Here is a 25,641-nt window from a genome sequence, read left to right as displayed (position 1 = left end):
AAATTTTTGTTTAGCTAAGGTAATTTTTTTACACCTTTTAAGAATGAAGATTTAGTTAAGATTTAACTTTTCTAACATTCCCTAGATAAATATAATTAAGCATGCAAAATGAGGCAACTGCCCCAAAGGTGTGCCAAAGAAAATGAGTGCCCACGCTTAAAACTTCCCACTTATCAGCAATGCGGAAAGTTAAGGCAAAAACAAAGGCAATCAATGCAAAGCCCACCCATTTACCGTTTAGCCACTCTGTTTTAACCAAATAACCAAATACCGGAAATAAAACCAAGGCTGCCATGAATGCATAATTAATATTAATGAAAATTTGAAAATCGCCTCCTGTAAACTGTCTGCGTAGGAAAAATTGAAAAAGGGCATAAATGACTACAATCAATACTGCGTAGTACCATTTAGTTAGTTTGGTTAAAAAATAGACACCAGCTGATAAACAAAGCAACATAATTGGCATCCAATCCATCATTATAAAAATTGGCCAACGCCTTAAACCGTGGTAAGTTGTTCCGCCGATGCCACCAATATACAGTAAAACCAATGCAATAGACAAAAAGGTATGTTGTTTAAAATTTCCCCAAAGTTTAAATGTCCAATAAACGGCAATTGCCAAAAAGAAACAGCTCGTTATGGTATTTAAGGGTTCTGGGAAAAACTGACTTAAATTTGTTTCGGTATATATGGTACCTCCATCTGGCGGGTTTTGGGTAAAAGCGCTCATAATTTTATAACAGTATGTAAATTTGAATGTTTGCAATCTGCATTTATTAACTCGAAATTTTAGGTAAAAAATTTGCGACTTTATCTTAATGTTAAACTAACATATTTATACATCTTATAGCTTTTACGAATATCCTTTTTTTAAATATGACAAACCTTTTCTCCTTGATCCTGTTCTTTTTATACATCAAAATCTATAAAAAACATGAAAACTACAACAGCAACAGCAGAGGTATTAAACGACCTTATTCAAATTAATAACGACCGCATAGAAGGTTATGAAAGAGCACGCAAAGAATTAAAAGACGGCGATGCAGATTTAAAATCTCTATTTCTAAATATGATCGAAGAAAGCCAGAAATATAAAATGGCTTTAGCTACCGAAGTTGCCGCATCTGGTGAAGATATTGAAACCGGCACGACAACCTCTGGTAAAATTTACAGAGGCTGGATGGATGTTAAAGCACTTTTCACTGGTCACGATCGTCAAACAGTATTAAATAATTGCGAGTTTGGCGAAGATGCCGCTCAAAATGCTTATAAAATGGCTTTGGAAGAAGAAGATCTACCTTCTAATGTAAGAGATTTAATTTCTGATCAGAAATCGTCTTTAAGACGTTCGCATGATGAAATTAAAAGATTACGCGATTCTCAAGCTTAATTTTAAGAATCGCAAATAAAAAAGCATCTCAATTGAGATGCTTTTTTTATGTGTTTAAATTTTAATTGACGTTTTACGACTCTAATTCTCTGTCCAAATGTTCTGTAACTCTTTGAATCGTATTATCAATTGTATTACTTAGAATGGTAATATAAGAGCCTTTAATTGCGGTATTAATTGCATCTTCCAAACATTCTGTACTTTTATTGTTAATTACAATTTCTTTATTTGGATCAACATCGTGAATTCCCTTAACCAACAAATCGATTAATTCTTGTTGCTGGCGACCACGTAAATATTTTTCCTGACAGATGTAAATCTTATCGAACATCTGTGCTGCAATTCGGGCCGTTTCCATAATATCCTCATCCCTTCTGTCTCCCGTTCCAGAGATAATGCCTACATGTTTGGTAGCCTCAACACTTTGTAAGTATGCCTTTACCCCGTTAAATCCATCAGGATTATGTGCAAAATCTACCAATACTTTAAAGTCCTTGAACCTAAATACATTCATTCTTCCTGGAGTATGTGCGGCAGAAGGAATAAAGGTTTCGAGTGATAAACGAATATCTTCAGGTTTGTAGCCCCATAAATAAGCGGCCAAAGTTGCTGCAAGAACATTCTGGATCATAAAGTTTACCGAACCACCAAAAGTTAACGGAATGTGCGTGGCTTTATCCACCCTTAATTTCCAATCGCCTGTTTTAATGGTGATGTAACCATTTTCATAAATGGCTGCTATTCCGCCTTTTTTGCAATGATCCTTGATTACCGGATTATTTTCATCCATACTAAAATAGGCAACATTACAGCGGGCGTCTCTTCCAATTTTAACACAATAGCCATTGTCGGCATTTAAAACTGCCCAGCCTTTTCTGCGCACAGCCCCAATAACAACTTCTTTAACCCTTGTTAAATCGTCAAGGTTATGAATATCAGAAATCCCTAAGTGATCTTCCTGAATGTTGGTTACTACGCCAATATCGCAGGCGTTAAAACCCAAACCCGAACGTAAAATTCCACCTCGGGCGGTTTCTAAAACTGCAAACTCAACAGTTGGATCTTTCAAAATAAATTCTGCACTCACTGGACCTGTCGTATCACCCTGCATCAACATGGTGTTATGCACGTAAATGCCGTCACTTGTGGTAAAGCCTACACGTTTTCCATTGCTTCTAACAATATGTGCAATTAAACGAGTGGTCGTAGTTTTTCCGTTGGTTCCAGTTACTGCTATAATCGGAATTTGCGATAACTTGCCTTGCGGATAAAGCATATCGATTACAGATGCTGCAACATTTCTTGGTAGTCCTTCGCTTGGTGCTAAGTGCATTCTAAATCCTGGAGCCGCATTCACTTCCAAAACCACACCTCCGTTTTCGGTAAGGGGCTGTGTTAGGTTTTGCGCCATAATATCGATACCGCAGATATCCAATCCGATTACTCTCGAAATTCGCTCGCAGATAAAAATATTCTGTGGATGAACAACATCCGTAACATCAATTGATGTTCCACCGGTACTTAAATTCGCGGTCGATTTTAAATAAACTACCTCACCCTTTTCCGGAATGGTTTCTAAAGTATATTCTTTCTTTGCCAACAAATCCAGAGTATCGCGATCTACAGAAATTTCTGTTAAAACGTTTTCATGCCCATAACCACGGCGTGGATCTTCATTTTCCTTATCAATTAATTCTTGAATGGTATGGATTCCATTTCCTTTAACATGTGCAGGATCGCGTTGAGCTGCTGCCACAACTTTATGATCGATTACCAAAACGCGAAAATCGTATCCCGTAATAAATTTCTCGATGATTACCCTGCGAGAATATGTTTTGGCGTATTCGAAAGCTGCTTTGGCCGCTTCTAAAGTTTTAACATTAATGGTTGCTCCTTTGCCATGATTTCCATCAAGAGGCTTAAAAACCAGGGGAAAACCTACTTTTTTAACAGACGCTTCTAAATCATCGGGATTCGAAATGGTAACACCAGAAGCTACAGGAATGGCCGCTTCTGTTAATAATCGTTTGGTTTCTTCTTTGTTACTGGCAATATCAACCGCAATGCTGCTGGTTTTCTCCGTCATGGTTGCCCTAAAACGAACCTGGTTTTTGCCATAACCTAATTGCACTAAAGAGCTTTTATTTAATCTGATCCAAGGAATACTTCTACTCACCGCTTCTTCAACAATAGAACCTGTACTTGGGCCAAGCGCCTCCAGCTCACGGATTTCCTTCATCCGCCTAATGTCGTGCTCCAAATCATATTCAACATTATCAATAAGCGCCTGGGCTATATTTACAGCTGCTTCAGCAGCATAAACGCCAACTTTTTCTTCTAAATAGCTAAATACTACGTTATATATACCTTCGGTTTTGGTTTGTCTGGTGCGGCCAAATCCAGTTTCCATCCCTGCAATGGTTTGAATTTCTAAAGCAATGTGTTCAATTACATGCCCCATCCAAGTTCCTTCTTTTACCCGGGCAAAAAAACCGCCTTCAACTCCTTTCGAACAGCGGTGACTGAACATGCTGGGAATTAGTTTCTCCAATCTCTCTCCAAAACCATCAATTACATTGGTTGGTCTTTGTTCTAATTCTTCCAAATCTAAACGCATTTGGATGAGCTTTTTGCGACTTATCGACCATATATTTGGCCCTCTTAATACTTGTATGTTTGATATCTTCATTTTAAAAATCTGTCTGTTTTAATTTATCAACAAGCAATTCTGCGCCCATTAAACTCGATTATGTTTTATATAAATTGGTGATTGTAAATTATACAATTATTTTGAAAAACGGCAGTCCAAATACCTAAATCAATTTTTAAGGATATTTGTTTTGTTTTTAGGCTAAAGAAGGTAGATTTTAATCGAAATAATTTCAACGTTTGTTAATAAAGTGAATATTATTGACAAAAAAAGTCGTGTTTTTTATCATAAGCTGATATATTTGAGTTTTTTGATACAATAATATATACACAAAGAATGGTTCCGAAGGGTAAACTCATCATTATAGGCGGCGCAATAAACACAGGTAGCTTTGCGGAAACGCAGTTTGGCTTGCCTGAGAACATGAATTTTTTTGAGCGTGGAATTCTAAAAAGGATTACTACAGAATCGACAAAAGACGTAGAATCGCGTTTTGAGATAATTACCACGGCCTCTTTAATGCCAGAAAAAGTTGGTGAAGAATACATTAAAGCTTACGCTCAATTAGATGTTCATAATTTAGGCGTTTTAAATATCACAAACCGTGAGGAAGCAAATTCTTTAGAGAATTGTGAAAGAATTAAAGCAGCAGATGTTATCGTTTTTACTGGAGGTGATCAACTTCGTTTATCTTCAATTTTTGGTGGAACTAAAATTCATCAGATTTTATTGGAAAAATACAAAAATAAACCTGTTGTTATTGCGGGCACATCAGCAGGTGCTGCAGCAAGTTCAAAAAATATGATTTACCAAGGAAGCAGCAAAGATGCTTTGCTTAAAGGTGAAGTAAAAATTACTGGCGGTTTAGGTTTTATTGATGATGTGATTGTTGATACGCATTTTGTGCAACGTGGTAGAATTGGTCGTTTATTGTATGCTGCGGCAAGTAATCCGGGTATTTTAGGGATTGGTTTGGGTGAAGATACTGGCCTTTTCATCTCTGATGGACATATTATGGAGGCTATTGGTTCTGGTATGGTTATTTTAGTTGATGGAAGAAACATGGCCGATACAAATTTAACTGACGTAGAAATGGGCCAACCCGTTTCTATTAAAAATATGGTGGTGCATGTTATGTGCGATGGCGATGTTTACGATTTAACCGATCACAGCTTGGTTATTCATCACCCAAAAGTTGTTCCGGTAGGATAATTCAATTTGAAGACAATTTCATTTCTTGATACTTGCTCCTAATATCTTGATACTTAAATAAATGAAACTTATTATACATGGTGGCTTTTTCAGTGAGTCATCAACAAACCAAGAAACAAAAAAGGCTAAGCAAAATGCTTTGGCAGAGATAGTTACGCTTGGGCACGAATATTTAAAAACACATACCGCTTTAGAAACAGTAGTTTATACTGTAGCGCTTTTAGAAGATAATGATCTTTTTAATGCAGGTATTGGATCACAAATTCAGAGTGATGGAAAAGTTAGGTTAAGTGCCTCTTTAATGGATGGTAAAACCGAAAAATTTAGCGGTGTGATCAATATAGAGGATGTTAAAAATCCAATCGAAATTGCTCAAAACTTAATTGGTTACGATGATCGTGTTTTAAGTGGCGATGGTGCACAGAACTTTGCCCGCCTAAACGGGTTTGAATATTTTAATCCAATAACCGATCAGCGACAAGCCGAATATGAGGCCAAGCTAAATCAGAAAAATAATAAAGGAACCGTTGGCTGTGTAGCTTTAGATGCCGATGGTAATTTAGCCGCTGCCACATCAACAGGTGGAAAAGGATTTGAAATTCCTTGCAGGGTAAGCGATTCTGCTACTGTAGCTGGTAATTATGCCAATCCATTTGCCGGAATTTCTTGTACAGGCGTAGGCGAAGATATCACAAGTACAGCCCTAGCTGCCAAGATTGTTACTCGTGTTACAGATGGATTTTCTTTAAAGGATGCCTGCGATAAATCTTTTACCGAACTTAAACCTTATGATGGTTTTGCCGGTGTTGTCGGAATCTCGGCAAAAGGCGAAATTTACCACTGTGATTCGCATCCTTATATGGTCTGGGCATCATTTGATGTTAATTTACAGGTATTTAGCTAAAATTGTAATTAAAGTATTATTTTTGTTGCATGACCAAAATAGTTTTGGCTTTTATTAGCCTTTTTGCCTCATTACAACTTTACGCTCAAAACATCGATCGCATTGAAATTCAGGAACCTAACGGTGGAAATGCCATTAATATATCAGTTTCTAAATTTGATGAAGCAGATGGAAATACCTTTTTCGATGAAGCCGAAGATTTTGAAAAAAAAGGAGATTTTAATGAAGCATTAACATTATTTGGTAAAGCAGCCTTCGAATATAGTGCTGTTAAAAACTTTAACAGGTACGGCCAGGCAATTATTAAGATGAGCAATATGCATTACCAGTTGGGTCGCTTTACTGATGCAGAACAAATTTTGCTTAATGTTGCGCTTAAAAACTATTCGAAAATGGGCAGCAAAAATGGCTTAATGAACACTTACAATTTGTTAGGGAAAGTTTATTTGGCCAGCAATAAGTACACGCAATCTATGTGGTTTTATACACAGCAGGGTATTCTGGCCAAACAGCTTAAAAGCAACAATTCCTATATAGAATCTATGTTGGGCATTGTTCAGGTAAAAATTAGGAAGAAAGATTTTACCTTGGCTTTAAGAGATTTAAAAAGTGCCGAGTGGTTGGCAAATTCTATTAAAACTTCTCAATATAAAGCTCAGATTAAAGATGCAAGAGAACTTATTGCCATTAAAATCTCTCCAAAAAAATAAACTTCCGGCAAAAAAATACTTAAAAGTTAGTATATAATTAACCGCAATCATGGGTTAAATTAGGCAAAGCATTGTTTAACAATTCTTTGCTGTTGTTTATTGCTATGATAGGTCGTCCCCAAAATTATTTCTTATTGGCATTTTTGTGCCTATCTTTTTTGCCTGCCTTAAAAACTTATGCCCAAAACCAACGATCATTGGATAGCTTGGAAAACATTGTTAAATCTTCTAAAAGTGATTCTGTTAAAATAATAGCCTATGGCGATTTGTGCTGGGGATATGGCTTTGTAAATTTTGATAAAGCCTTATATTTTGGGAACGAAGAACTTAGGCTCGCCAAAAAATTCAACAATCAAGAGTCTATTGCGCTAGCTTACAGTGATATAGGTAACACCTACACGCGGGTAAACAAATTTAAAGAAGCTTTAGAAAATCATTTAAAAGCGTATACCATTCGCGATAAACTCGGTTTAAAGGTTAAGGCCGTTGGTTCGTTATCCAATATCGCCGTTATTTATAAACAACAGGGCAGATATGATGAAGCGATAGAATACATGACTAAGGCGCTTAAAATTTATGAAGAAAATGGCGAGGAAGTTAAGCAGGCAATCGTTTTGGTTAACATTGGGAACATCTATCGCAATTATAAAAAATCGGTTATTTCTAAATCCTACTTTGAAAGGGCAATCCTGTTAAGTAAAAAGAATAACTCTACTTCTACATTAACAAATGCTTATTCAGGAATGCTTCTGTATTATTTTGAAGCAAAAAATTATGATCAAGCCTTAAAGTATGCAAATTTAGCCGTTGGGTTAACTAAATCTTCCAATAATAAAAACGACCTGGCCACCATTTACAATAGCATAGGGCAGATTTATTTTGAAAAAGGACACTATGCCGAAGCCATGAAATTTTATAATCAGTCGTTGCAATTTAGGTTGTTTATGAAAGATAAACTGGGTGAAGCGAGCTGTTACAAAAACATTGGCCTATGTTACTCGAAACTCAAAAATTATCCAGAAGCCGAAAAAAACATCAATAAGAGTATAAATTACTTTATCGAGCTGGATGCTAAAGATTATCTAAGGGAAGCCTACAATAATTTATCGAAAGTTTACGAAGACAAAGAAGATTTAGAAGGTTCTCTAAACTCCTATAAAAAAAGCGTTGCACTTAAAGATAGCATTTACAATAAAGAGAATGCCGATAAAATTAACGAGCTCCAAATCGTTTACGAAACAGAAAAAAAGGAACAACAGATTAAACTTTTAAATGCAGATAATAAAGTTCAAAAGTTAGAAGTTGCCAAGCGAAACATTATGATTTGGATAATTGCAGGAACTTTTGTTTTCGCCATTCTTTTTTCTTTTTTGCTTTATAACCGATATAAACTAAAACAGGAAAGCAAATTGCAAGCAGAAGTTATAAAGCAACAGGATTTAGCAACAAAAGCAGTGTTAATTGCCGAAGAAAATGAACGCAAACGTATTGCTTCCGAACTGCACGATGGATTAGGGCAAATGTTTTCTGCAGTTAAAATGAATCTTTCTGGTATAGCCGAAAATCTTGATTTTAAAGATGAGCATGATGAAAAAATGTTTGGAAAAACTTTAAATCTTGTTGATGAAAGTTGCAAAGAGGTTAGGGTAATTGCGCATCAAATGGCGCCAAATGTTTTGCTTAAATCGGGGTTAACCGCTGCAATACGAGATTTTATAGATAAAATTGATGCCCGAAAATTAAAAATCAATTTGGAAACTTTTGGTTTGAATGAAAGGTTAGATCAAAATGTAGAGACTGTGCTTTATCGCGTAATCCAAGAATCTGTAAATAATGTTATCAAACATGCAAAGGCAAATAGCTTGGATATCCAATTAAACAAAGATGCGGATGGAATTGAGGCCATGATTGAAGATAACGGAAAAGGTTTTGATACCAGCCTGTCAGAAAATTTTAACGGTTTGGGTTTAAAAAATATAATCAGCCGGGTGGCGTACTTAAAAGGAAGCGTAGATTTTTCTTCAGAACCAGGTCGTGGAACTCTTGTTGCCATTCATATCCCTTTAGTAGCATAAAATGATAGATATTAAAAATAAACTTTTTATTGTTGATGACCATCAGTTGGTTATTGATGGAATCCAATCGTTACTGAATAATGAAAATAGCTATCGGGTTGTTGGTTACTGTAATCGACCCTTAGATGCGCTTAACCAACTAGAAGTAACCCCAACGGATATCCTTTTAACGGATATTAATATGCCAGATATGAGCGGGGTAGAATTGACCAGATTGGTTAAGAAAAGATTTCCAACCATTAAAGTTCTTGCACTATCTATGTTTGGTGATAAACAGGTCATCCGGGAAATGATTGAGGCTGGGATATCAGGCTATATCCTTAAAAACACCGGAAAACAAGAGTTGCTTTATGCTTTGAGCCAGATTATTAACGGCCATACTTATTTTAGCGAAGAAGTTACCGCAGAATTAATGAAAATGCCAACCCATCAAAATGGAACTGGGGCTTTAACCAATAGAGAGATAGAAATTATTAGGTTGATAGAAAAGGAGCTGAGCAACAAACAAATTGCCGATAAACTTTTTATCAGCGAAAGAACGGTAGAAACTCACCGCAAAAATATTTTCAGAAAAACTTCAACTCAAAGTGTAATCGGTTTACTTAAATATGGTTACGAGCACAAGATTATCTAACAAATGCCGAATTAATATTTTCGTCAAGATTATTTAAACCTTTCCAGCATGATTTGAGTCTACAACTTATAGAAGTTTGGCTGTCAGGATTTAGCCCAGTATTTTAAAACAAAAATAAGTAGCTAACGTTAAATCAAAGAATTGCTTAATAAAAAGCTTTTAGCTAGATTTGATACGTTTTGACAAGAGACGGTAATATTGCTGTCTCTTTTTTGTTTTTTCGCTAAAATGGTATCATATTGGCTATATAGAATTAGAAATGGATTTTAAATTATTTAAAGAGATGTTAAAGAGAATATTTTTTGTAATTTTTACTGCTGCAGTACTTGCTTGTCATGCCGCACCAAAACCTCAACCGGTTGTTGAAGGCATTATGAACGTGAAACCAGATGAGCAGCAACAACTTGTTATTAAGGAAGTAGTGAATTTGATTGAGAGTTATAATTACAAAAAAATTCAAATCAACGATTCTATCTCTTCATTAATTTTAGATAAATACATTAAAGCTTTGGATCAGGGAAAAAACTATTTTCTTGCTTCAGATATCAAAGAATTTGAAAAGTACAGATTTACCTTGGATGACGACTTTAAAAATGGCGATTTAAGTGGTCCATTTTATATTTATAACGTTTATGCTAAAAGATTAAATGAATACTTTACGGTTTCTTTAGCATCTATTAAAACCAAGTTCGATTTCAATCAAAATGATACTTACGTTTACGATAGAGAGAAAATGCCATGGGCAACTTCTGCAGCTACGTTAAACGACACCTGGAAAAAGCGTGTTAAATATGAGCTGGTTAATTTAAATTTAGCTGGAACGTCGGAAGCAAAAAATGTAGAAACCTTAACAAAGCGTTATCAAAATTTGCAGTCGCAAACATCTAAAACAAACAATCAGGATGTTTTCCAGATTTTGATGGATGCCTTTACGGAATCGATAGATCCACACACAAATTATTTTAATCCATCTAATGCAGTTGCCTTTAACGAAGATATGTCTCGTTCTTTCGAAGGGATTGGCGCCCGCTTACAGTTGGAAAACGAAGTGGTTAAAATCTCAGAAATTATTGCCGGTGGACCTGCTTTTAAAGGGAAACAACTAAGTGCGGGTGATAGAATTATTGCTGTTGCACAAGGTGATGGCGAATTTGTTGATGTTGTGGGATGGAGATTAGATAATACCGTTTCAAAAATTAAAGGCCCAGCAGGTACCAAAGTTCGTTTAAAAGTAATTCCGGTTGGAAAAGAAATGTCTTCTAAGCCAGTAATTATTGAAATAGTTCGCGAGAAAATTATTCTTCAGGATCAATCTGCCAAGAAAAAAGTTAAAACGATTAATACAAACGGTAAAACTTATAAAATTGGCGTAATTTCTTTACCGGCTTTTTATGCTGATTTTAAAGCTGCAAATGCAGGCGATAAAAACTATAAAAGCACAACCCGCGATGTTAGGTTATTAATTGATACCTTAAAAAATACCGATAAAGTAGATGCTATCGTAATGGATTTACGAGGCAACGGTGGTGGTTCTTTGGTTGAGGCTATTTCATTAACAGGTTTGTTTATCGATAAAGGCCCAGTGGTACAGGTTAAAGATTTACGTGGTAAAATTGAAGTAGATGAAGATGAAAATGCAGGCGTAACCTGGGATGGTCCATTTGGTGTAATTGTTGATCGTTTAAGTGCCTCAGCTTCTGAAATTTTTGCTGGTGCAATTCAGGATTATGGTCGTGGAATTATTATGGGAAGCCAAACTTATGGTAAAGGAACAGTTCAATCTTCAATAGATTTAAATAAGTTGGTTAATCCATCTATGTTGCAACGTGTAGCCAGTTTGATTACCAAAAACAAAACAACCGGAACTTCTCCATCGGCTGCTAATCCTGCTGATATTAATTTAGGTCAGATAAACTTAACAATGGCTAAATTCTATCGCGTGGCCGGAAGCAGTACTCAACATAAAGGTGTTACGCCAGATGTTACTTTCCCTTCAGTTTATCCAATGGATAAAATTGGTGAGGATACAGAGCCGTCTGCATTACCATGGGATGTTATTGCAAGCTCTAGCTTTAAGCCAGTTGCAAATTTAACGGCAGTTAAGGCAGGCTTAATGAAAAATAGCGAACAACGTATTAACGGATCTTTGGATTTTAAATATTTAAAACAAGATATTGCCGACCTTAAAAAACGTGATGCTGAAGTTTCCGTTCCTTTAAATGAAGCAAAACTAAAAGCTGAGCGTGACGCTCAAGAAGCTAAATCGTTAGCTAGACAAAATGATTTAAGAGCTTTAAGAGGATTGCCTGCAATTAAAAAAGGAGAAAAAGTTACTAAACAAGATACATTCGATTTTATTGAAGATGAATCATTAAAAGTAATGGGCGATTTTATGCAACAATCAGGAAGTTATGTAATGAACTTAGGTTCGTTCTAAGAAACATCTATAAAAGTAAAGCCCTTAGATTTTAATATCTAAGGGCTTTCTTCGGCTAAAGCGCCAACTAAAGTTTAGCCTTTGGTTCTTTTGGTTTATTCAGTTGCATGGCCATCATTTCTTTTAATGTTTTATTCATGCCCTCACTGCTGCCATCTAAGAAGATTACATTTCCATCTCCGTTTTCTGCAAAGTGCTTTATGGATTCTGTCCACATGGTGAATAAAATCACCGAGATATCTAGGTTAGCCTCTTCCATTTCCTGTGCTGCTTTTGTCATACCGTGTGCAACTTCGGCACGGAATAAAGCAATCCCTTGTCCACGTAATTGTGCAGCCTCGCGTTCTGCCGTTGCAGCAATTTTAATGGCATTTCCATCAGCCTCTGCTGCTTTGGTTTTTGTTATTAATAAAGCCTGACCTTCATTTTCTGCTGCTGCTTTTAAGTTATTCGAAGCCACCACGCGACTCATAGAGCGCATAATCTCTTCATCGAAAGTAATATCGTTTAATTGAAGATCCTGAAGGTGATAACCCCAACCATCCAAAACCTGATCAATTTGTTCTTTAACATGAAGTACAATTTCATTTCGTTGCGCCAATACATTGGCCTGTTTCTGTGTGGCCACGTAAGCACGGATAGAACCTTCGATGGTGCGGATTAAGGCCTGCATTAAGTTGGTTGCATCCACAAACTTGAAGGCTACATTTTTAATGGTTTCCTCATCTTGGTTTACAACCGAGTACAAAAGCATAGCCTTAAAATATACATTCGCTTGATCTTGAGTTACCGCTTGGAACGAAAGCTCAACAGATCGATTTTGAATGGAAATGCGTGAATAAATTTGCTCAATTAATGGAATTTTGAAGTTTAAACCCGGTCTTAATTGTCTTTGATATTTTCCGAAGACAGTTACAACGGCAATTGTTCCCTGTTTAACAGTTACAAAGGAGCTTAAAAGAATAACGATTCCGAGGAAGATTAGAATGTAAATGACGTATTGCATAATTAGATTTTTTTATGAAGTTATAAAAAATATATGCAAAGTGTATTTTATCAAAGGCCCAACTTAAACTAAACTCAAAACAAAATGATCTAAAATTTGTCTTTACCTAATAAAATCTATCAAAATGAATGTAAAACGCACTTTTGGAACAATATTAACGGTACTGGGTATTATTGGATTAATCTATGCCGGTTGGGGCTTTGTAAATCACAGTCAGAACGCCAGAGGCTTAATGGTTTATGGAATTATCGGATTGTTGTTTTTTGTTTCTGGGATTGGTTTGGTGAAAAATACTAAGGATGAAGTTTAATTCCCTTTCTTGTATTTTCTTTAATAAAAGCGTAATTACAAATTAATTCTAAGCCTAACGTCAAAGAATTAGCCTGTTTTACATCTGCAATCTTTATGGCTTTAATTATTGTTTATTCTTATTTTTAATAATATAATATTGACTGAAAGCAACCAGTGAGCCAGCTAAAATAATAATACCCGCTGAGATAAGATTCTTGGGGTTTTGATTAATGTAATAAGCGGCAGTTAAAACTAAAAATACTGCTGCTATTGCAATAACATAATGGAGAATCAATCCTTTTTTCATAATACAAAGATTCTGAATTAAGTTGAGATTGGTGTAACGGAAGTTTAATCTTTTAGTGTAATCCTGTTGTTTTCGAACTTAAGCTGGTGTCCAGCAAAGTCAATATCTGTTAATTCTTTTATTCTTTTAAAAGCCCGGTGATTATCATCAATTGTTAATCTATTAATTTTATTCTGTTGTACCGAAACTACATCTGCAAAAAGAAAATCGCCCTTACTATTAATTTTAAGCTGAAGTAGGGGCGCTATACCATTATTGCCTTTTAAGCTAAACATTCCGTAAGTACAAAAGTTACCCAAACTATAAGCAATAAACTTATTTTTATAAATCTCAACAGCACGAGTTACATGTGGGCCATGCCCCAAAACAACATCTGCGCCGGCATCTATAACAGCATGGGCAAAAGCATAAACATTCCCTCTGTTTTCGTTATAAAAAATTTCAGTTTTGCGGGTTACATGCTCAAATCTGGCACCTTCGCCACCACCGTGAAAGGATACGATAACAATATCGGCCATGGTTTTTAATTTTGCAACAAGCGCTTTTGCACTATCTATATTTTTTATTGAAACTGTATTTTCATTTGGTGCAAATGCACAGAAAGCGTATTTAACACTATCCTTCTCGAAAATTTCGTAAGGCTTATTGACTTGCCCAGCATAATGGATTTTTAGTGAATCTAGGATTCTGGCGGTATTCTTTCTTCCTTTGGAATCAAAATCGCCAACATGATTATTGGCAATGCTTAAAACATTAAACCCAGCCTTCTTGTAAATTCCCGCATATCGCTCTGGCATTCTAAACGCATAGCAATTGTTTGGGTTAATCCCATTACATTTATTCGAATTACCCGAGTTTAAAAAACATCCCTCAAGATTTCCAAAAACGATATCGCCTTTTAGTAAACTATCTACAGCCTTGTAACTATCTACAGCATCATCTGGCGGAAGATTTGTTTTAGAAGGAAAAGCAGAACCCAGCATCATATCGCCAACGGCAACAATAGAAATCGTGTCTTTTATTTTTCGAATAACGGTATCAGTTTTAACTGGTTGAATAACAATTTGTGCACTGTTGGGTGTACAGCTAATAAAAATAATAAGGGCGAGGGATGATAAAATTATGCTTTTTATAAACTTCATCTTAGGTTTAGTGGTATAAAAAAATCCTCCAAAATTTCTTCGGGAGGACTATATATTTGTTATTGAAGTTAACAGAAAATGCCAACTACAAACTCAATTACTCTACTGTAAATTCTTTCTTGAACGATTCTAAAACGCGACCGCCTTTGTAAAAATAGCGACTGTAGTAAGGCTCGTTTAAATTACTGATCACTACTCCGCGAGAACTAGATGCATGTGCAAATCTGTTATCGCCTAAGTAAATACCAACATGAGAAATGCTTCTGCTTTTTATTTTGAAGAAAACCAGATCGCCCTCTTTTAAATCTTCTTTAGATAATGGATCAACCATACTGAAGATATCACGTGAGTTACGTCTTATTGTTGTATTAAAAACTTTATCGTAAATCGCTTTTGTAAAAGCAGAACAATCAATACCCTTTTTGCTGTTTCCTCCAAAGCTGTAAGGAGTTCCAATCCACTCGTAAACAAACTTATAAAGTTTTAAGTTCGATGTCGCATCAACAGCAACGCCCATAACCTGCGAGAAATATTGGGAAGCTAAATTGTCGGGATCATTAAGGTCTTTGCCAGATTCTTTTGTTTTTGTTTGCGAAAATGCAACTGAGAGCGTGCAAATTACGATTAGGGATGAAAACAAAAATTTTTTAATCATGTTATACAGTTATGTTTGGGTATTCACTTACACAGTAACGTAAACCACATGGGCTTATTGTTGGATTTCAAAAGTATTAATAATACAAATGTTATCCAAATGTTTTGGCCGATAAAGTGAAAGTTATTAACATTTTGAGGATTTTTGTGCTCAAATTGGCCATAATAATGATAAAACCGTTTATAAGTTAAAACTATTCGGTTCGCTTTTTGTTAAATTCCGGCGAAAAAAAATTAAATATTAATTTCATATTAACCCATAGTTGCCAAATTATAATTTATCAGAATAGGTAATTGTATAATATACTTCTTAGTTAAGCTCTAAACTCGATTTATGCTAATAAAATGCCTAACTAGAGCCAATTAAATACATTTTTTAATCTAAAACATTCTGTTTAGATTTAGAGTCATTAACAAAAGCAAGTCTGGAAAATTATTTTTTCATTTTGATGTCTTTATCGTGTTCATTTTACACTAAATAGTTCATTTTATTACAATAAAAAATTAGATTTGCTGTCGCAAAAAAACAAATACCCCAAAATGAGTGCAGTAGAAATAAATAAAGATACCTGGTTAAAGTGGTTTGAGTCGATGTTGCTTATGCGTAAATTCGAGGAGAAAACTGGTCAGTTATACGGACAACAAAAAATTCGTGGCTTTTGTCATTTATACATTGGACAAGAGGCTGTAGTTGCAGGCGCAATATCTGCAATGCAAAAAGGTGATTCGATGATTACTACTTATCGTGATCACGCACATGCTTTAGCTCTAGGCGTAAGTGCAGATAGCATCATGGCAGAAATGTATGGTAAAGCTACTGGATGTTCTAAAGGTAAAGGTGGTTCAATGCACATGTTTAGCAAAGAGCACAACTTTTATGGTGGTCATGCAATTGTTGGTGGTCAAATACCTTTAGGTGCTGGTGTTGCTTTTGCAGAAAAATATAAAGGAACAGATAATGTTAACATTTGTTATATGGGCGATGGCGCAGTGCGTCAAGGTGCATTAAACGAAACGTTTAACATGGCTATGCTTTGGAAATTGCCTGTAGTTTTTGTTTGCGAAAACAATGGTTATGCAATGGGTACCTCGGTACAGCGTACTACAAATATGACTGATATTTATAAAATTGGTTTAGGTTTCGATATGCCATGTGCTCCAGTTGATGGTATGGATCCAGTTGCGGTACATAATGCAATGGACGAAGCCATCCAACGTGCTCGTAAAGGTGAAGGACCAACTTTCTTAGAGATGAGAACTTACCGTTACCGTGGTCACTCTATGTCTGATCCTGCAAAATATCGTACTAAAGAAGAATTAGAAGATTATAAAGCAAAAGATCCTGTTGAACTGGCAAGAGAAACTATTCTTAGAGAAAAGTATGCCGACCAAGCCTGGATTGAAGAAGTAGAAGCTAAAGTAAAAGCAACTGTAGATCAATCAGTTAAATTTGCTGAAGAATCTCCTTGGCCAGATGCTTCTGAATTATACAAAGACGTATATATGCAGAAGGATTATCCTTACGTAATGGACTAATAATTTTAAGATTTTCAATTAATAATATATAATGGCTGAAGTAGTTAGAATGCCCAAAATGAGCGATACCATGACAGAAGGGGTATTGGCAAAATGGCATGTTAAAGTTGGCGATAAAGTAAAAAGTGGTGATGTGCTTGCAGAGGTAGAAACCGATAAAGCGACGATGGATCTGGAATCTTACGAGGAAGGTACTTTATTACATATTGGTGTTGAAGAAGGAAAAGGCGTTCCTATTGATGCAATTATTGCAGTAATTGGAAAAGAAGGTGAAGATTTCCAAGCGGCAATTGATGCTGCAGGTGGGTCGGCTAAAGCAGAAGCTCCAAAAGCTGAAAGTGCTGAAGCGCCTAAAACCGAAGAGAAGAAAGAAGAAGCACCTGCTCAAGGCGGTGGCTTAAGCGAAGAGGAATTGACTGCTAAAGGTGTTACTGTAATTCGTATGCCTTTGTTAAGCGATACTATGACTGAGGGTGTAATAGCTGAATGGCATAAAAAAGTTGGCGATAAAGTTAAAGATGATGATGTTTTAGCTGATGTAGAAACCGATAAGGCAACTATGGAAGTTATGGGTTATGCTACAGGTACTTTATTACATATTGGCGTAGAAAAAGGTTCTGCTGCCAAAGTGAATGGAATTATTGCCATTGTTGGTCCGGAAGGAACAGATGTTAGCGGAATTTTAGCAGGTGGTTCTGCTCCAGCTGCAAAAGTTGAAGGCAAAGCAGAAGCTCCGAAAGAAGAAAAACAAGCTACTACAGCTGATGCAGGCTCTTCTGCGCCTGTGGCAGAAAGTTCTTCTGATAGCCGTGTAAAAGCATCTCCTTTGGCAAAAAAAATAGCTAAGGATAAAGGAATAGATTTAAGCCAGGTTGCTGGTAGTGCAGAAGGTGGACGTATTATCAAAAAAGATATTGAGAATTACAAACCTTCGGCTGCTCCTCAAGCTGATAGTCAGAAGTCCGAGAGTCCGAAAGAGAAAGCTGTAGCTGCTCCAGTTATTCCTACATATGTTGGCGAAGTTAAATTTACAGAAGCCCCAGTTTCGCAAATGCGTAAGGTAATTGCAAAACGCTTGGCAGAAAGTTTATTTACTGCTCCACATTTCTATTTAACCATCAGTATTGATATGGACAACGCTATGGCTGCCCGTACAGCAATCAACGCTGTTGCTCCAGTTAAAGTTTCTTTCAACGATATTGTAATTAAAGCGGTAGCTGTTGCATTGAAAAAGCATCCAGCAGTTAATTCATCATGGGGTGGCGATAAAATCCGTTTCAATGAGCATACTAACATTGGTGTTGCTATGGCTGTTGAGGATGGTTTATTAGTTCCTGTGGTCCGTTTTGCGGATGGTAAATCTTTATCGCATATTTCTGCTGAAGTAAAAGATTTCGGTGGAAAAGCGAAGGCGAAAAAATTACAGCCAGCAGATTGGGAAGGTTCTACCTTTACAGTTTCTAACTTGGGTATGTTTGGTATTGATGAATTTACATCAATCATCAATTCTCCTGATGGTGCAATTTTATCGGTAGGCGCTATCCAACAAGTTCCTGTTGTTAAAAACGGTGCTGTTGTTCCTGGTAACGTAATGAAATTAACTTTAGGTTGCGATCACCGTGTGGTTGATGGTGCAACTGGAGCTCAATTCTTACAAACCCTAAAAGGTTTATTAGAAGAACCAATCAGATTGTTAGCATAGTCATTAAAAAGTTGTCATCCTGAGTTTGTCGAAGGATTTCATAAATATTTTAAAGCTTCTCGATTTTGTCGGGAAGCTTTTTTATTTGAAAAGGTAATTAATGCAATTATTAACGTTTGTCCCGCTTTCGCTCATAGTCCTCATTTCGTTTCGCTAACGCTTTCACTCATTCCGGGCTAATCCGCTCAATCAGGTTTAGAAATATTATTATAAAAGACCGTTGACTTTACGATGTATGGATTGCGAAATATCTGATGCGTTGAAATTTACAAGAATACCAAGTTTTAAACCAGAAAGCTTAAGGTAAGTTAATACCTGCTTATGGTGAACTGGGCCCAAGATTTCTACTGATTTTATTTCAACAATTACTCGATCGTTAACTAACAAATCAAGTCTGTATCCTGCGTCGAGTTCTTCATCGTCAAAGAAAATTGGCAATTGTACTTGACGTTTTACTTCAAGGCCATTTTTGATTAGAACATGAGCTAAAACAATTTCATAGGCAGATTCTAATAAACCTGGGCCCAAAGCATTATAAACAGTAAAAATTGCGCCCCTGATTTGGTAAGAAATATCGTTTTCATCCATAATTAAATATTTAAAATTAGGATGTAGGTATTAATAGGTTGATTAAGATAACATTAATTAAATCATCTTTTGTTAATTTTTTGAACTTAATGCAATAAAGGATTTCACGCAGATTTCGCAGAGAGCGCAGATTGATATTGTCTGCGTAAATCATGTTGACTGTGGGATATTTTGAAACATGGCTTATTATTTTGTGCGTTAATGGATTTCCCGCAGATTTCGCAAAGAGCGGAGATTGATATTGTCTGCGTAAATCATGTTGATCTGTGGGAAATATTTTGAAACATGGCTTATTATTTTGTGCGTGAATGGATTCCCGCAGATTTCGCAAAGAGCGGAGATTGATATTGTCTGCGTAAATCATGTTGATCTGTGGGAAATATTTTGAAACATGGCTTATTATTTTGTGCGTGAATGGATTTCCCGCAGATTTCGCAGAGAGCGCAGATTGATATTGTCTGCGTAAATCATGTTGATCTGTGGGAAATATTTTGAAACATGGCATATTATTTTGTGCGTGAATGGATTTCCCGCAGATTTCGCAGAGAGCGCAGATTGATATTGTCTGCGTAAATCATGTTGATCTGTGGGAAATATTTTGAAACATGGCATATTATTTTGTGCGTTAACGGGATTTCCCGCAGATTTCGCAAAGAGCGCAGATTGATATTGTCTGCGTAAATCATGTTGATCTGTGGGAAATATTTTGAAACATGGCATATTATTTTGTGCGTTAACGGGATTTCCCGCAGATTTCGCAAAGAGCGCAGATTGATATTGTCTGCGTAAATCATGTTGATCTGTGGGAAATATTTTGAAACATGGCATATTATTTTGTGCGTTAATGGATTCCCGCAGATTTCGCAAAGAGCGCAGATTGATATTGTCTGCGTAAATCGCCTTGATCCGTGGGAGACATTTTGAAAACATGGTTTCTTATTTGTGCGATAAAGGGTTTTCCAGTATCTAACGCAAAAAAATACAGATTGAAATATCAGCGAAATTTATTCTTATGCCTAAGACATTTAAAACCCTTCATCGATTACTTTGTTATTAATCAAACACCAAAATCATGGATAAAGAAAAACTGATTCAAGAAGCATATTTAGTAGCTCATAAAATAGAAGAAAACGGAAACTTTCCCAACAACCCAAATTTACCTTTAATGATTTATAAGGGTGCTTTTTTAATCCATCCTGATGATACGGAAGATGTAATTAAAAAAGTTTTTGCTAGCAATGGCTACACCAACGCCTGGGTTGATGGCATTTTTGATTATGATCATTACCACAGCAATACACATGAGGTTATGGGGGTTTTTTGTGGCAAGGCTGATGTTCAATTTGGTGGAGAACATGGCGTTTGTGTAGAATTGGATAAGGGCGATGTAATCCTTATTCCGGCAGGGGTAGCCCATAAAAAACTAAATTCTAGTGATGACTTTACTGTTGTTGGTGCATACCCAAATGGGATAGCATATAACATTAAATATGGTAAAGCCGAAGAACGGCCAGAAGCTGATGAGGATATAGCCCAAGTGAAAAATCCGGATAGCGACCCAGTTTATGGAAGCAAAGGACATTTATTTGAATGCTGGTATAATAATAATTGCGAAAATGTGTAAAACTCTTTCCCTTTTGCGCTACAAAATTCTTTAATTTTCGGGTTTTAAATTTAGTATTTCCGATATAGATGAATTTTCGTAATATATTTTCAGCATTAGCAATCTTACTTACCTTATTAACCGCATGTTCTAGTAAAAAATCTGAAGAGAAAAAGGCTGCTGAAAGAAAAATCCGTACAAAAGATGACGATAAGGCAGACAGTCTTTTGTTAGTTTACAATCCCGAAAAAGGAGATAAATGGATTGCCGATTTTGTAGATAACCTCCATAAAAGATATGGCTTTAATGGAAATATGCTCGTTGCAAAAGATGGTAAAATCTTATACGAAAAAGCAGTTGGATGGGCCGATTACTTACATCGCGATAGCTTAAAAATAAATTCGGAATTTGAGCTTGCCTCGATTACTAAAACGTTTACGGGTACTGCAATTATGCAGTTGGTAGAAGCTAAAAAGCTTTCATTAAACGATAATGTCAAAAAATTCTTTCCTAATTTTCCTTATGATGGAATAACTGTTAAGTTGTTATTAACTCACAGAAGCGGAATGATGAATTACGTATACTTTATTGATGACATCTGGCGGAAGGAAAAACGCAACATGAAAAAAGGTGTTACCAATAAAGAAGTGATGAATGTAATCGCCGAAAAAAAACCTAATCCATACACTAAGCCGGATAATAGATTTCATTATAACAATTCTAATTTTATGGTTCTGGGCGCCATCATAGAAAAGGTTACAGGTCAGCGTTATTCTCAGTACATGATGGAACATGTTTTTAAACCGGCAGGCCTAAAACATACTCATGTGTACAGCACAACCGAATATGAGAAAATTCCTGTTGATGTAGTGGGGCATGATCGTACTTGGAAATATTCTGTAGCTCAAAACTTTTTAGATGGTCCTGTTGGAGATAAAGGCATTTATAGTACAGTTCATGACTTGGTGCTTTTTGATAAGTATTTGAAAAATGGAAGATTATTATCTAAAACTAGTTTAGATTCTGCTTATAAAGGACATAATAAACCTGTTAATGGCCATTTTAATTATGGGTACGGGTGGAGAATGTTTGATGGTGAAAAAATGGATAAAGTTGTTTACCACACGGGCTGGTGGCACGGTTTCCGCCATATCTATGTTAGAGATTTAGATAAAAACATTGTAATAATATTCTTAGGTAATTTAACTAATGGAAGTTTAATGCACTTGGACGATTTGTATAAACATTTCAACATGCCAATCATCCGTAAAGGTGCTTATCACGGTAATGGAAGTTTACCAGGAACAGACGAAGATTAACTATGGCTAAAGCAAAGTGGATTATTGAACCAAGTGTTTTAACGATTTATCCTAAGCGAAATCTGAGGATTGTTGGACTTGTTTTTTTAATCATAATCATTGTATTTATTTTTTTCTTATTAAAAGGATTACAAGGGGTTCCTGCTCAGTTTGCAATTCTGTATTACGGTTTTTTATTGCTTATACCTTTATTCGTTGTTTTCATGGCCGAATCAAAAATCATATTTGATGGTAGAAGCCGAAAATTATATAAAAAAATTGCTTTCTTACCTATGGGTTCAATAGCGTTCGAGGATATTGCAGCTGTAGAACCTTATCAGATAATTGGAAGTGGATTTAGCTATAGAGCGTTTAGAAAAAGTAATCGACATGGAAAAGGCTTAATTGTCTCGCCCGGTTATAACAAATCTTCCGATCCAAATCTTATAAAATTCCAGCAAGAAGTTTTGCCAAAAATTGATGAGCTGGTTTTCGCCAATGCACCGGTGTTGCCTAAACAAACCATTTACGAGTTTAACTTTTTTAAAGAAGAAGGTGGTGTTTATACGGTACGCGATAACAAAATAGGGAGTTTGGTTATAGGAATAATTATGATCGGAATTTCGGTAGCCATATTGCTTAACCCTAATTTTATGGCAGATGAAGAAACTTTTAAACGTTTACTAACAACATATTTTCCATTAATTATTGGCTTGGTCTTTCTTTTTGGTTTCTTCTCGAGCATTCGTTTCGATAAAAATCAACGGAAAGTATTACACTCTACTTTTGCAGGTCGTGTGGTAAAGGAATATCCATTTGATGATTTAATTCGTTTCCAGATTGTTCGTAAAACAACCAATTTTGTTTATTCGGGTACCGAGGTTAGGGCCGAATTTAATGTTCCATCTAAAAACAAAATAAATACGTTGATGATTAAAAACTTTAGAGGAACCAAAAAAATTGATCGTTTTATTGATGAAGCAAATACCATTTTAGGCAGAATTTAAAAGAAGGGGAACTGCGAGTGATCAATTCCTTTTCACTCATCAAGTAAAAATCATTAATCAAAACACAAGTTGATTTAAATCGTTTTATATTAAAAAACAACAGATTATGTTCGATAAACTATTCGCAGCACAACAAAAAGCTGAGGAAATAAAAAAACGCTTAGATACGATTTCGGTATTTGGCGAAGTAGAAAATGGAGCGATCAAAATAACCGCAACAGCTAATAAGGCCATTACCGGAGTTGCTATAAATGAGGAATTCCTTAAAAATGCAGATAAGGAAGAGCTGGAAGAATTGTTATTAACCGCAATAAACAAAGCTCTGGCCAGCGCCGAGCAGGTAAGTGCTGCAGAAATGCAATCATCAGCGCAAGACATGCTGGGCGGTTTAGGCGGACTGTTTGGGCAATAGTTTTTGCATCATACTGAATTTAAATACTTATACAATTACTAAAATGAAATACACCTATTACGGTCAATCTTGTTTCCTGTTAGAAACGACCAATAAAAAATTACTATTTGATCCATTTATTTCTCACAATCCACTTGCAAAAAATGTTGATATAAAAGCAATTGAAGCAGATTATATCTTGGTAAGTCATGGGCATGGAGATCATGTTGCCGATTTGGTAGACCTAGCAAAACAAACAGGTGCTACGGTTATTGCAATGCCAGAGGTTGCCGATTGGGCACAAAAACAGGGGGTTGAGAAATTGCATCCAATGAATTTTGGAAAATTCACTTTTGATTGGGGAACGGTTAGAATGGTTCCTGCCACGCATTCTTCGGGTTTGCCAGATGGAAGTTATGGCGGTAACCCTGCAGGATTTGTGTTAGAGGTTGATGGTAAGCAGATTTACTTTGCAGGCGATACAGGCTTAACCATCGAAATGAAGGTTCTGGCTGATGTTTGTAACCTTGATTACGCCATTTTACCAATTGGAGGTAATTACACTATGGATGTTGACGATGCGCTTGTAGCCACAAAGTATTTTGATTGTGATACAGTTATCGGTGTACATTATAATACTTTTCCGGTAATTGAAATAAACACAGAAGAAGCGCTAGATAAATTTAAGCGTGAAAACAAAACCTTACTTTTACCCGCCATTGGCGAAACAATAGATTTATAAAATAAAAAAGGGTCCCAATTTTCATCGGGACCCTTTCAAATTATAAACCTAAACCTAGTTCTTTTTAACAACTTTCGTTGTTGTTTTGTTTGCTTTATAGCGCATATCTGCAGTGCCGTCTTTTTTAGTTGGGCCAGCCACTTTAGTTACCGCTTTAGCTTTATTTTCTTTAAAACGCATATCTGGCGTTCCATCTGCTTTTACTTTGGCCGCTGTAGTAGTTGTTTTAGTTTCAACTTTTTTAGCTTCTGCTTTAACGCCAGCTTTTACTGGTGCTGTAGTGGTTTTAACTTCTTTTTTAACAACTTTTTTTGCCGGAGCAGTAGTTGCTGGTGTTTGAGCAAATGCTGTGGTTAAACCAAATGCTGCGATTGCGATTAAACTCAATAATTTTTTCATAATTCTAATTTTTTGTTTTACTCGTTAATTTGTTGATATAAAGTTGAATATTAGGAATGAAGATTTAATGAAGATAAGAAAAAATCAATTAAGAGAAAAGTTTACGTCGATTTCGTAAATAACGTTAGTGGGTTTGTTAAAGAGCTTACCAGAAATCCATCTTGGTGAATTTTCCAATACTCTGATGGCTTCAGAACCTATACTATAACTGGGGGCAGAAATAACAGTGACATCTTCTACATCTCCACTTTTGCTAACTTTAAAGGATAAATATACTTTGCCCTGAGTCTTATTTTTAACATCATCGGATGGGTACCGTACTGATTTTCCTAAATATCGATAAAACATTTTAATCCCGCCCGGATAAGAAGGAGATTTGAAAATACTATCCTTTGCAATTGGTTTGCCTGTGATACTTAAATAAGTACTGTCAACAACCTTATTTTTTTCATCATACGTTTCCTTCAAGGCAGGAGCCCCTGATTCATAAAACATTTTCCATTCACCCTGTTTTTTCCCATCAACATATTTTCCCTCTTCTTGAATTGTCCCGTTTTCCCAATAAGTTACAGAGAGGCCGTTTAGCTTGTTCGAAACATAAATTTTTGAAGCATAAGCTTTGCCTAAAGAATCATAATTTATCCAAGCACCTGTGCGCTCATTTTTAAAATAAGTTCCCTTTAAAACTATTTTTCCATTTTTATATTTTAAGTAATCTCCATTCAGAATGGTAAGCGTCGAATCAGAAAATGTTTCTCTTTTTAATGGCACAAGATTTTGATCAGAAGTGATTCTAATCCAATTTGCATCGTCTTTCTTGAATACTTTATATACCGATGTTGCTTTTTTAATTTGCTTGGTCGGTATTTTATCAAAAATATAAGTTACCAAAGTATCGCTCTTTTGCGCAAAAGAGGATGTAGAAAATAAAATTAGTAGGGCAATAAATAATTGTCTCATTCT

General features: G+C 35.8%; 25 protein-coding genes. 15 read left to right on the top strand and 10 right to left on the bottom strand.

The features are described from left to right. Positions 1-55 precede the first annotated feature (55 nt). Positions 56-730 (bottom strand): hypothetical protein, encoded by a 675-nt coding sequence (locus DF947_RS04990; protein ID WP_109928619.1) that lies wholly within the window; start codon positions 728-730, stop codon positions 56-58. Between the two features lie 204 nt (positions 731-934). On the opposite strand from DF947_RS04990, the gene DF947_RS04985 reads away from it, so the two are divergent. Next, positions 935-1,390, top strand: a complete 456-nt coding sequence (locus DF947_RS04985) for a PA2169 family four-helix-bundle protein (protein ID WP_109928618.1) — start codon at positions 935-937, stop codon at positions 1,388-1,390. A gap of 73 nt (positions 1,391-1,463) precedes the next feature. Here DF947_RS04985 and cphA read toward each other — a convergent pair whose 3' ends face one another. Next, the gene (gene cphA, locus DF947_RS04980; RefSeq protein ID WP_109928617.1) at positions 1,464-4,079 is read right to left on the bottom strand and encodes a cyanophycin synthetase; all 2,616 of its coding nucleotides are present in this window, start codon (positions 4,077-4,079) and stop codon (positions 1,464-1,466) included. A 297-nt stretch (positions 4,080-4,376) separates the two neighbouring features. On the opposite strand from cphA, the gene DF947_RS04975 reads away from it, so the two are divergent. The 6 genes from DF947_RS04975 to DF947_RS04950 all read left to right on the top strand — a co-directional run bounded on the left by DF947_RS04975 (position 4,377) and on the right by DF947_RS04950 (position 12,012). Next, a complete protein-coding gene (locus DF947_RS04975; RefSeq protein WP_109928616.1) occupies positions 4,377-5,252 on the top strand; it encodes a cyanophycinase in 876 nt (291 codons plus the stop codon). A gap of 61 nt (positions 5,253-5,313) precedes the next feature. Continuing rightward, positions 5,314-6,156: an isoaspartyl peptidase/L-asparaginase gene (locus DF947_RS04970; RefSeq protein WP_109928615.1), complete on the top strand. Its 843-nt coding sequence runs from the start codon at positions 5,314-5,316 to the stop codon at positions 6,154-6,156. A gap of 29 nt (positions 6,157-6,185) precedes the next feature. After that, entirely contained in the window at positions 6,186-6,866 is a 681-nt protein-coding gene (locus DF947_RS04965) for a tetratricopeptide repeat protein (protein ID WP_109928614.1), read from the top strand. Positions 6,867-7,072: 206 nt separating this feature from the next. Further along, the gene (locus tag DF947_RS04960) at positions 7,073-8,941 is read left to right on the top strand and encodes a tetratricopeptide repeat-containing sensor histidine kinase (RefSeq protein WP_158526229.1); all 1,869 of its coding nucleotides are present in this window, start codon (positions 7,073-7,075) and stop codon (positions 8,939-8,941) included. A 1-nt stretch (position 8,942) separates the two neighbouring features. Then, on the top strand, positions 8,943-9,575 hold the full coding sequence (locus tag DF947_RS04955) for a response regulator (protein ID WP_109928612.1): 633 nt from the start codon (positions 8,943-8,945) through the stop codon (positions 9,573-9,575). A 259-nt stretch (positions 9,576-9,834) separates the two neighbouring features. Continuing rightward, positions 9,835-12,012: a carboxy terminal-processing peptidase gene (locus tag DF947_RS04950; RefSeq protein WP_109928611.1), complete on the top strand. Its 2,178-nt coding sequence runs from the start codon at positions 9,835-9,837 to the stop codon at positions 12,010-12,012. A gap of 67 nt (positions 12,013-12,079) precedes the next feature. On the opposite strand, the gene DF947_RS04945 is transcribed toward DF947_RS04950, so the two are convergent. After that, positions 12,080-13,018, bottom strand: a complete 939-nt coding sequence (locus tag DF947_RS04945; RefSeq protein ID WP_109928610.1) for an SPFH domain-containing protein — start codon at positions 13,016-13,018, stop codon at positions 12,080-12,082. 124 nt (positions 13,019-13,142) lie between these two features. Between DF947_RS04945 and DF947_RS04940 the strand changes: the two genes are divergently transcribed. After that, positions 13,143-13,328: a hypothetical protein gene (locus tag DF947_RS04940; RefSeq protein ID WP_109928609.1), complete on the top strand. Its 186-nt coding sequence runs from the start codon at positions 13,143-13,145 to the stop codon at positions 13,326-13,328. A 105-nt stretch (positions 13,329-13,433) separates the two neighbouring features. Here DF947_RS04940 and DF947_RS04935 read toward each other — a convergent pair whose 3' ends face one another. From DF947_RS04935 to DF947_RS04925, 3 genes are all read right to left on the bottom strand, one after another. Continuing rightward, positions 13,434-13,616, bottom strand: a complete 183-nt coding sequence (locus tag DF947_RS04935; RefSeq protein ID WP_109928608.1) for a hypothetical protein — start codon at positions 13,614-13,616, stop codon at positions 13,434-13,436. Between the two features lie 44 nt (positions 13,617-13,660). Continuing rightward, a complete protein-coding gene (locus tag DF947_RS04930) occupies positions 13,661-14,758 on the bottom strand; it encodes a CapA family protein (protein WP_109928607.1) in 1,098 nt (365 codons plus the stop codon). Positions 14,759-14,855: 97 nt separating this feature from the next. Next, positions 14,856-15,413, bottom strand: a complete 558-nt coding sequence (locus tag DF947_RS04925; protein ID WP_109925461.1) for a C40 family peptidase — start codon at positions 15,411-15,413, stop codon at positions 14,856-14,858. A gap of 539 nt (positions 15,414-15,952) precedes the next feature. Here DF947_RS04925 and pdhA point away from each other — a divergent pair. Further along, positions 15,953-16,948 carry a pyruvate dehydrogenase (acetyl-transferring) E1 component subunit alpha gene (gene pdhA, locus DF947_RS04920; protein WP_109928606.1) on the top strand — a complete coding sequence of 332 codons (996 nt, stop codon included), beginning with the start codon at positions 15,953-15,955 and terminating at the stop codon, positions 16,946-16,948. A gap of 31 nt (positions 16,949-16,979) precedes the next feature. Then, a complete protein-coding gene (locus DF947_RS04915; RefSeq protein ID WP_109928605.1) occupies positions 16,980-18,650 on the top strand; it encodes a pyruvate dehydrogenase complex dihydrolipoamide acetyltransferase in 1,671 nt (556 codons plus the stop codon). Between the two features lie 207 nt (positions 18,651-18,857). On the opposite strand, the gene DF947_RS04910 is transcribed toward DF947_RS04915, so the two are convergent. Next, positions 18,858-19,238: a GxxExxY protein gene (locus tag DF947_RS04910; protein WP_109928604.1), complete on the bottom strand. Its 381-nt coding sequence runs from the start codon at positions 19,236-19,238 to the stop codon at positions 18,858-18,860. Positions 19,239-19,637: 399 nt separating this feature from the next. Continuing rightward, positions 19,638-20,168: a hypothetical protein gene (locus DF947_RS04905; protein ID WP_146202871.1), complete on the bottom strand. Its 531-nt coding sequence runs from the start codon at positions 20,166-20,168 to the stop codon at positions 19,638-19,640. Positions 20,169-20,310: 142 nt separating this feature from the next. On the opposite strand from DF947_RS04905, the gene DF947_RS04900 reads away from it, so the two are divergent. From DF947_RS04900 to DF947_RS04880, 5 genes are all read left to right on the top strand, one after another. Then, positions 20,311-20,862, top strand: a complete 552-nt coding sequence (locus DF947_RS04900) for a cupin domain-containing protein (protein WP_109928602.1) — start codon at positions 20,311-20,313, stop codon at positions 20,860-20,862. A gap of 68 nt (positions 20,863-20,930) precedes the next feature. Then, on the top strand, positions 20,931-22,160 hold the full coding sequence (locus tag DF947_RS04895; protein ID WP_109928601.1) for a serine hydrolase domain-containing protein: 1,230 nt from the start codon (positions 20,931-20,933) through the stop codon (positions 22,158-22,160). A 2-nt stretch (positions 22,161-22,162) separates the two neighbouring features. Continuing rightward, entirely contained in the window at positions 22,163-23,146 is a 984-nt protein-coding gene (locus tag DF947_RS04890; RefSeq protein ID WP_109928600.1) for a hypothetical protein, read from the top strand. Positions 23,147-23,252: 106 nt separating this feature from the next. Beyond that, a complete protein-coding gene (locus DF947_RS04885; protein ID WP_109928599.1) occupies positions 23,253-23,558 on the top strand; it encodes a YbaB/EbfC family nucleoid-associated protein in 306 nt (101 codons plus the stop codon). Between the two features lie 43 nt (positions 23,559-23,601). After that, the gene (locus DF947_RS04880) at positions 23,602-24,279 is read left to right on the top strand and encodes a metal-dependent hydrolase (RefSeq protein ID WP_109928598.1); all 678 of its coding nucleotides are present in this window, start codon (positions 23,602-23,604) and stop codon (positions 24,277-24,279) included. Between the two features lie 54 nt (positions 24,280-24,333). Here DF947_RS04880 and DF947_RS04875 read toward each other — a convergent pair whose 3' ends face one another. Both DF947_RS04875 and DF947_RS04870 read right to left on the bottom strand, forming a co-directional pair. Then, positions 24,334-24,678 carry a hypothetical protein gene (locus tag DF947_RS04875; protein WP_109928597.1) on the bottom strand — a complete coding sequence of 115 codons (345 nt, stop codon included), beginning with the start codon at positions 24,676-24,678 and terminating at the stop codon, positions 24,334-24,336. A gap of 84 nt (positions 24,679-24,762) precedes the next feature. Next, positions 24,763-25,638, bottom strand: coding sequence for an energy transducer TonB (locus tag DF947_RS04870; RefSeq protein ID WP_109928596.1), 876 nt, complete (start codon positions 25,636-25,638; stop codon positions 24,763-24,765). Positions 25,639-25,641: the final 3 nt, after the last annotated feature.

The sequence above is a fragment of the Pedobacter paludis genome, assembly GCF_003173575.1.
Lineage (GTDB): Bacteria > Bacteroidota > Bacteroidia > Sphingobacteriales > Sphingobacteriaceae > Pedobacter > Pedobacter paludis.
The sequence above is the reverse complement of the archived record's forward strand: the minus strand, read 5'-3'. Positions and strand labels throughout refer to the sequence as shown.

Excerpts from the sequence above, each read along its gene's own strand:
- DF947_RS04915 (WP_109928605.1), top strand. The coding sequence starts at position 16,980 with ATGGCTGAAGTAGTTAGAATGCCCAAAATGAGCGATACCATGACAGAA.
- DF947_RS04985 (WP_109928618.1), top strand. The coding sequence starts at position 935 with ATGAAAACTACAACAGCAACAGCAGAGGTATTAAACGACCTTATTCAA.
- DF947_RS04910 (WP_109928604.1), bottom strand. The coding sequence starts at position 19,238 with ATGGATGAAAACGATATTTCTTACCAAATCAGGGGCGCAATTTTTACT.
- DF947_RS04925 (WP_109925461.1), bottom strand. The coding sequence starts at position 15,413 with ATGATTAAAAAATTTTTGTTTTCATCCCTAATCGTAATTTGCACGCTC.
- DF947_RS04940 (WP_109928609.1), top strand. The coding sequence starts at position 13,143 with ATGAATGTAAAACGCACTTTTGGAACAATATTAACGGTACTGGGTATT.
- DF947_RS04935 (WP_109928608.1), bottom strand. The coding sequence starts at position 13,616 with ATGAAAAAAGGATTGATTCTCCATTATGTTATTGCAATAGCAGCAGTA.
- DF947_RS04880 (WP_109928598.1), top strand. The coding sequence starts at position 23,602 with ATGAAATACACCTATTACGGTCAATCTTGTTTCCTGTTAGAAACGACC.
- cphA (WP_109928617.1), bottom strand. The coding sequence starts at position 4,079 with ATGAAGATATCAAACATACAAGTATTAAGAGGGCCAAATATATGGTCG.
- DF947_RS04930 (WP_109928607.1), bottom strand. The coding sequence starts at position 14,758 with ATGAAGTTTATAAAAAGCATAATTTTATCATCCCTCGCCCTTATTATT.
- DF947_RS04870 (WP_109928596.1), bottom strand. The coding sequence starts at position 25,638 with ATGAGACAATTATTTATTGCCCTACTAATTTTATTTTCTACATCCTCT.
- DF947_RS04885 (WP_109928599.1), top strand. The coding sequence starts at position 23,253 with ATGTTCGATAAACTATTCGCAGCACAACAAAAAGCTGAGGAAATAAAA.
- pdhA (WP_109928606.1), top strand. The coding sequence starts at position 15,953 with ATGAGTGCAGTAGAAATAAATAAAGATACCTGGTTAAAGTGGTTTGAG.
- DF947_RS04965 (WP_109928614.1), top strand. The coding sequence starts at position 6,186 with ATGACCAAAATAGTTTTGGCTTTTATTAGCCTTTTTGCCTCATTACAA.
- DF947_RS04950 (WP_109928611.1), top strand. The coding sequence starts at position 9,835 with ATGGATTTTAAATTATTTAAAGAGATGTTAAAGAGAATATTTTTTGTA.
- DF947_RS04900 (WP_109928602.1), top strand. The coding sequence starts at position 20,311 with ATGGATAAAGAAAAACTGATTCAAGAAGCATATTTAGTAGCTCATAAA.
- DF947_RS04905 (WP_146202871.1), bottom strand. The coding sequence starts at position 20,168 with ATGTTTTCAAAATGTCTCCCACGGATCAAGGCGATTTACGCAGACAAT.
- DF947_RS04975 (WP_109928616.1), top strand. The coding sequence starts at position 4,377 with ATGGTTCCGAAGGGTAAACTCATCATTATAGGCGGCGCAATAAACACA.
- DF947_RS04990 (WP_109928619.1), bottom strand. The coding sequence starts at position 730 with ATGAGCGCTTTTACCCAAAACCCGCCAGATGGAGGTACCATATATACC.
- DF947_RS04970 (WP_109928615.1), top strand. The coding sequence starts at position 5,314 with ATGAAACTTATTATACATGGTGGCTTTTTCAGTGAGTCATCAACAAAC.
- DF947_RS04955 (WP_109928612.1), top strand. The coding sequence starts at position 8,943 with ATGATAGATATTAAAAATAAACTTTTTATTGTTGATGACCATCAGTTG.
- DF947_RS04875 (WP_109928597.1), bottom strand. The coding sequence starts at position 24,678 with ATGAAAAAATTATTGAGTTTAATCGCAATCGCAGCATTTGGTTTAACC.
- DF947_RS04890 (WP_109928600.1), top strand. The coding sequence starts at position 22,163 with ATGGCTAAAGCAAAGTGGATTATTGAACCAAGTGTTTTAACGATTTAT.
- DF947_RS04945 (WP_109928610.1), bottom strand. The coding sequence starts at position 13,018 with ATGCAATACGTCATTTACATTCTAATCTTCCTCGGAATCGTTATTCTT.
- DF947_RS04895 (WP_109928601.1), top strand. The coding sequence starts at position 20,931 with ATGAATTTTCGTAATATATTTTCAGCATTAGCAATCTTACTTACCTTA.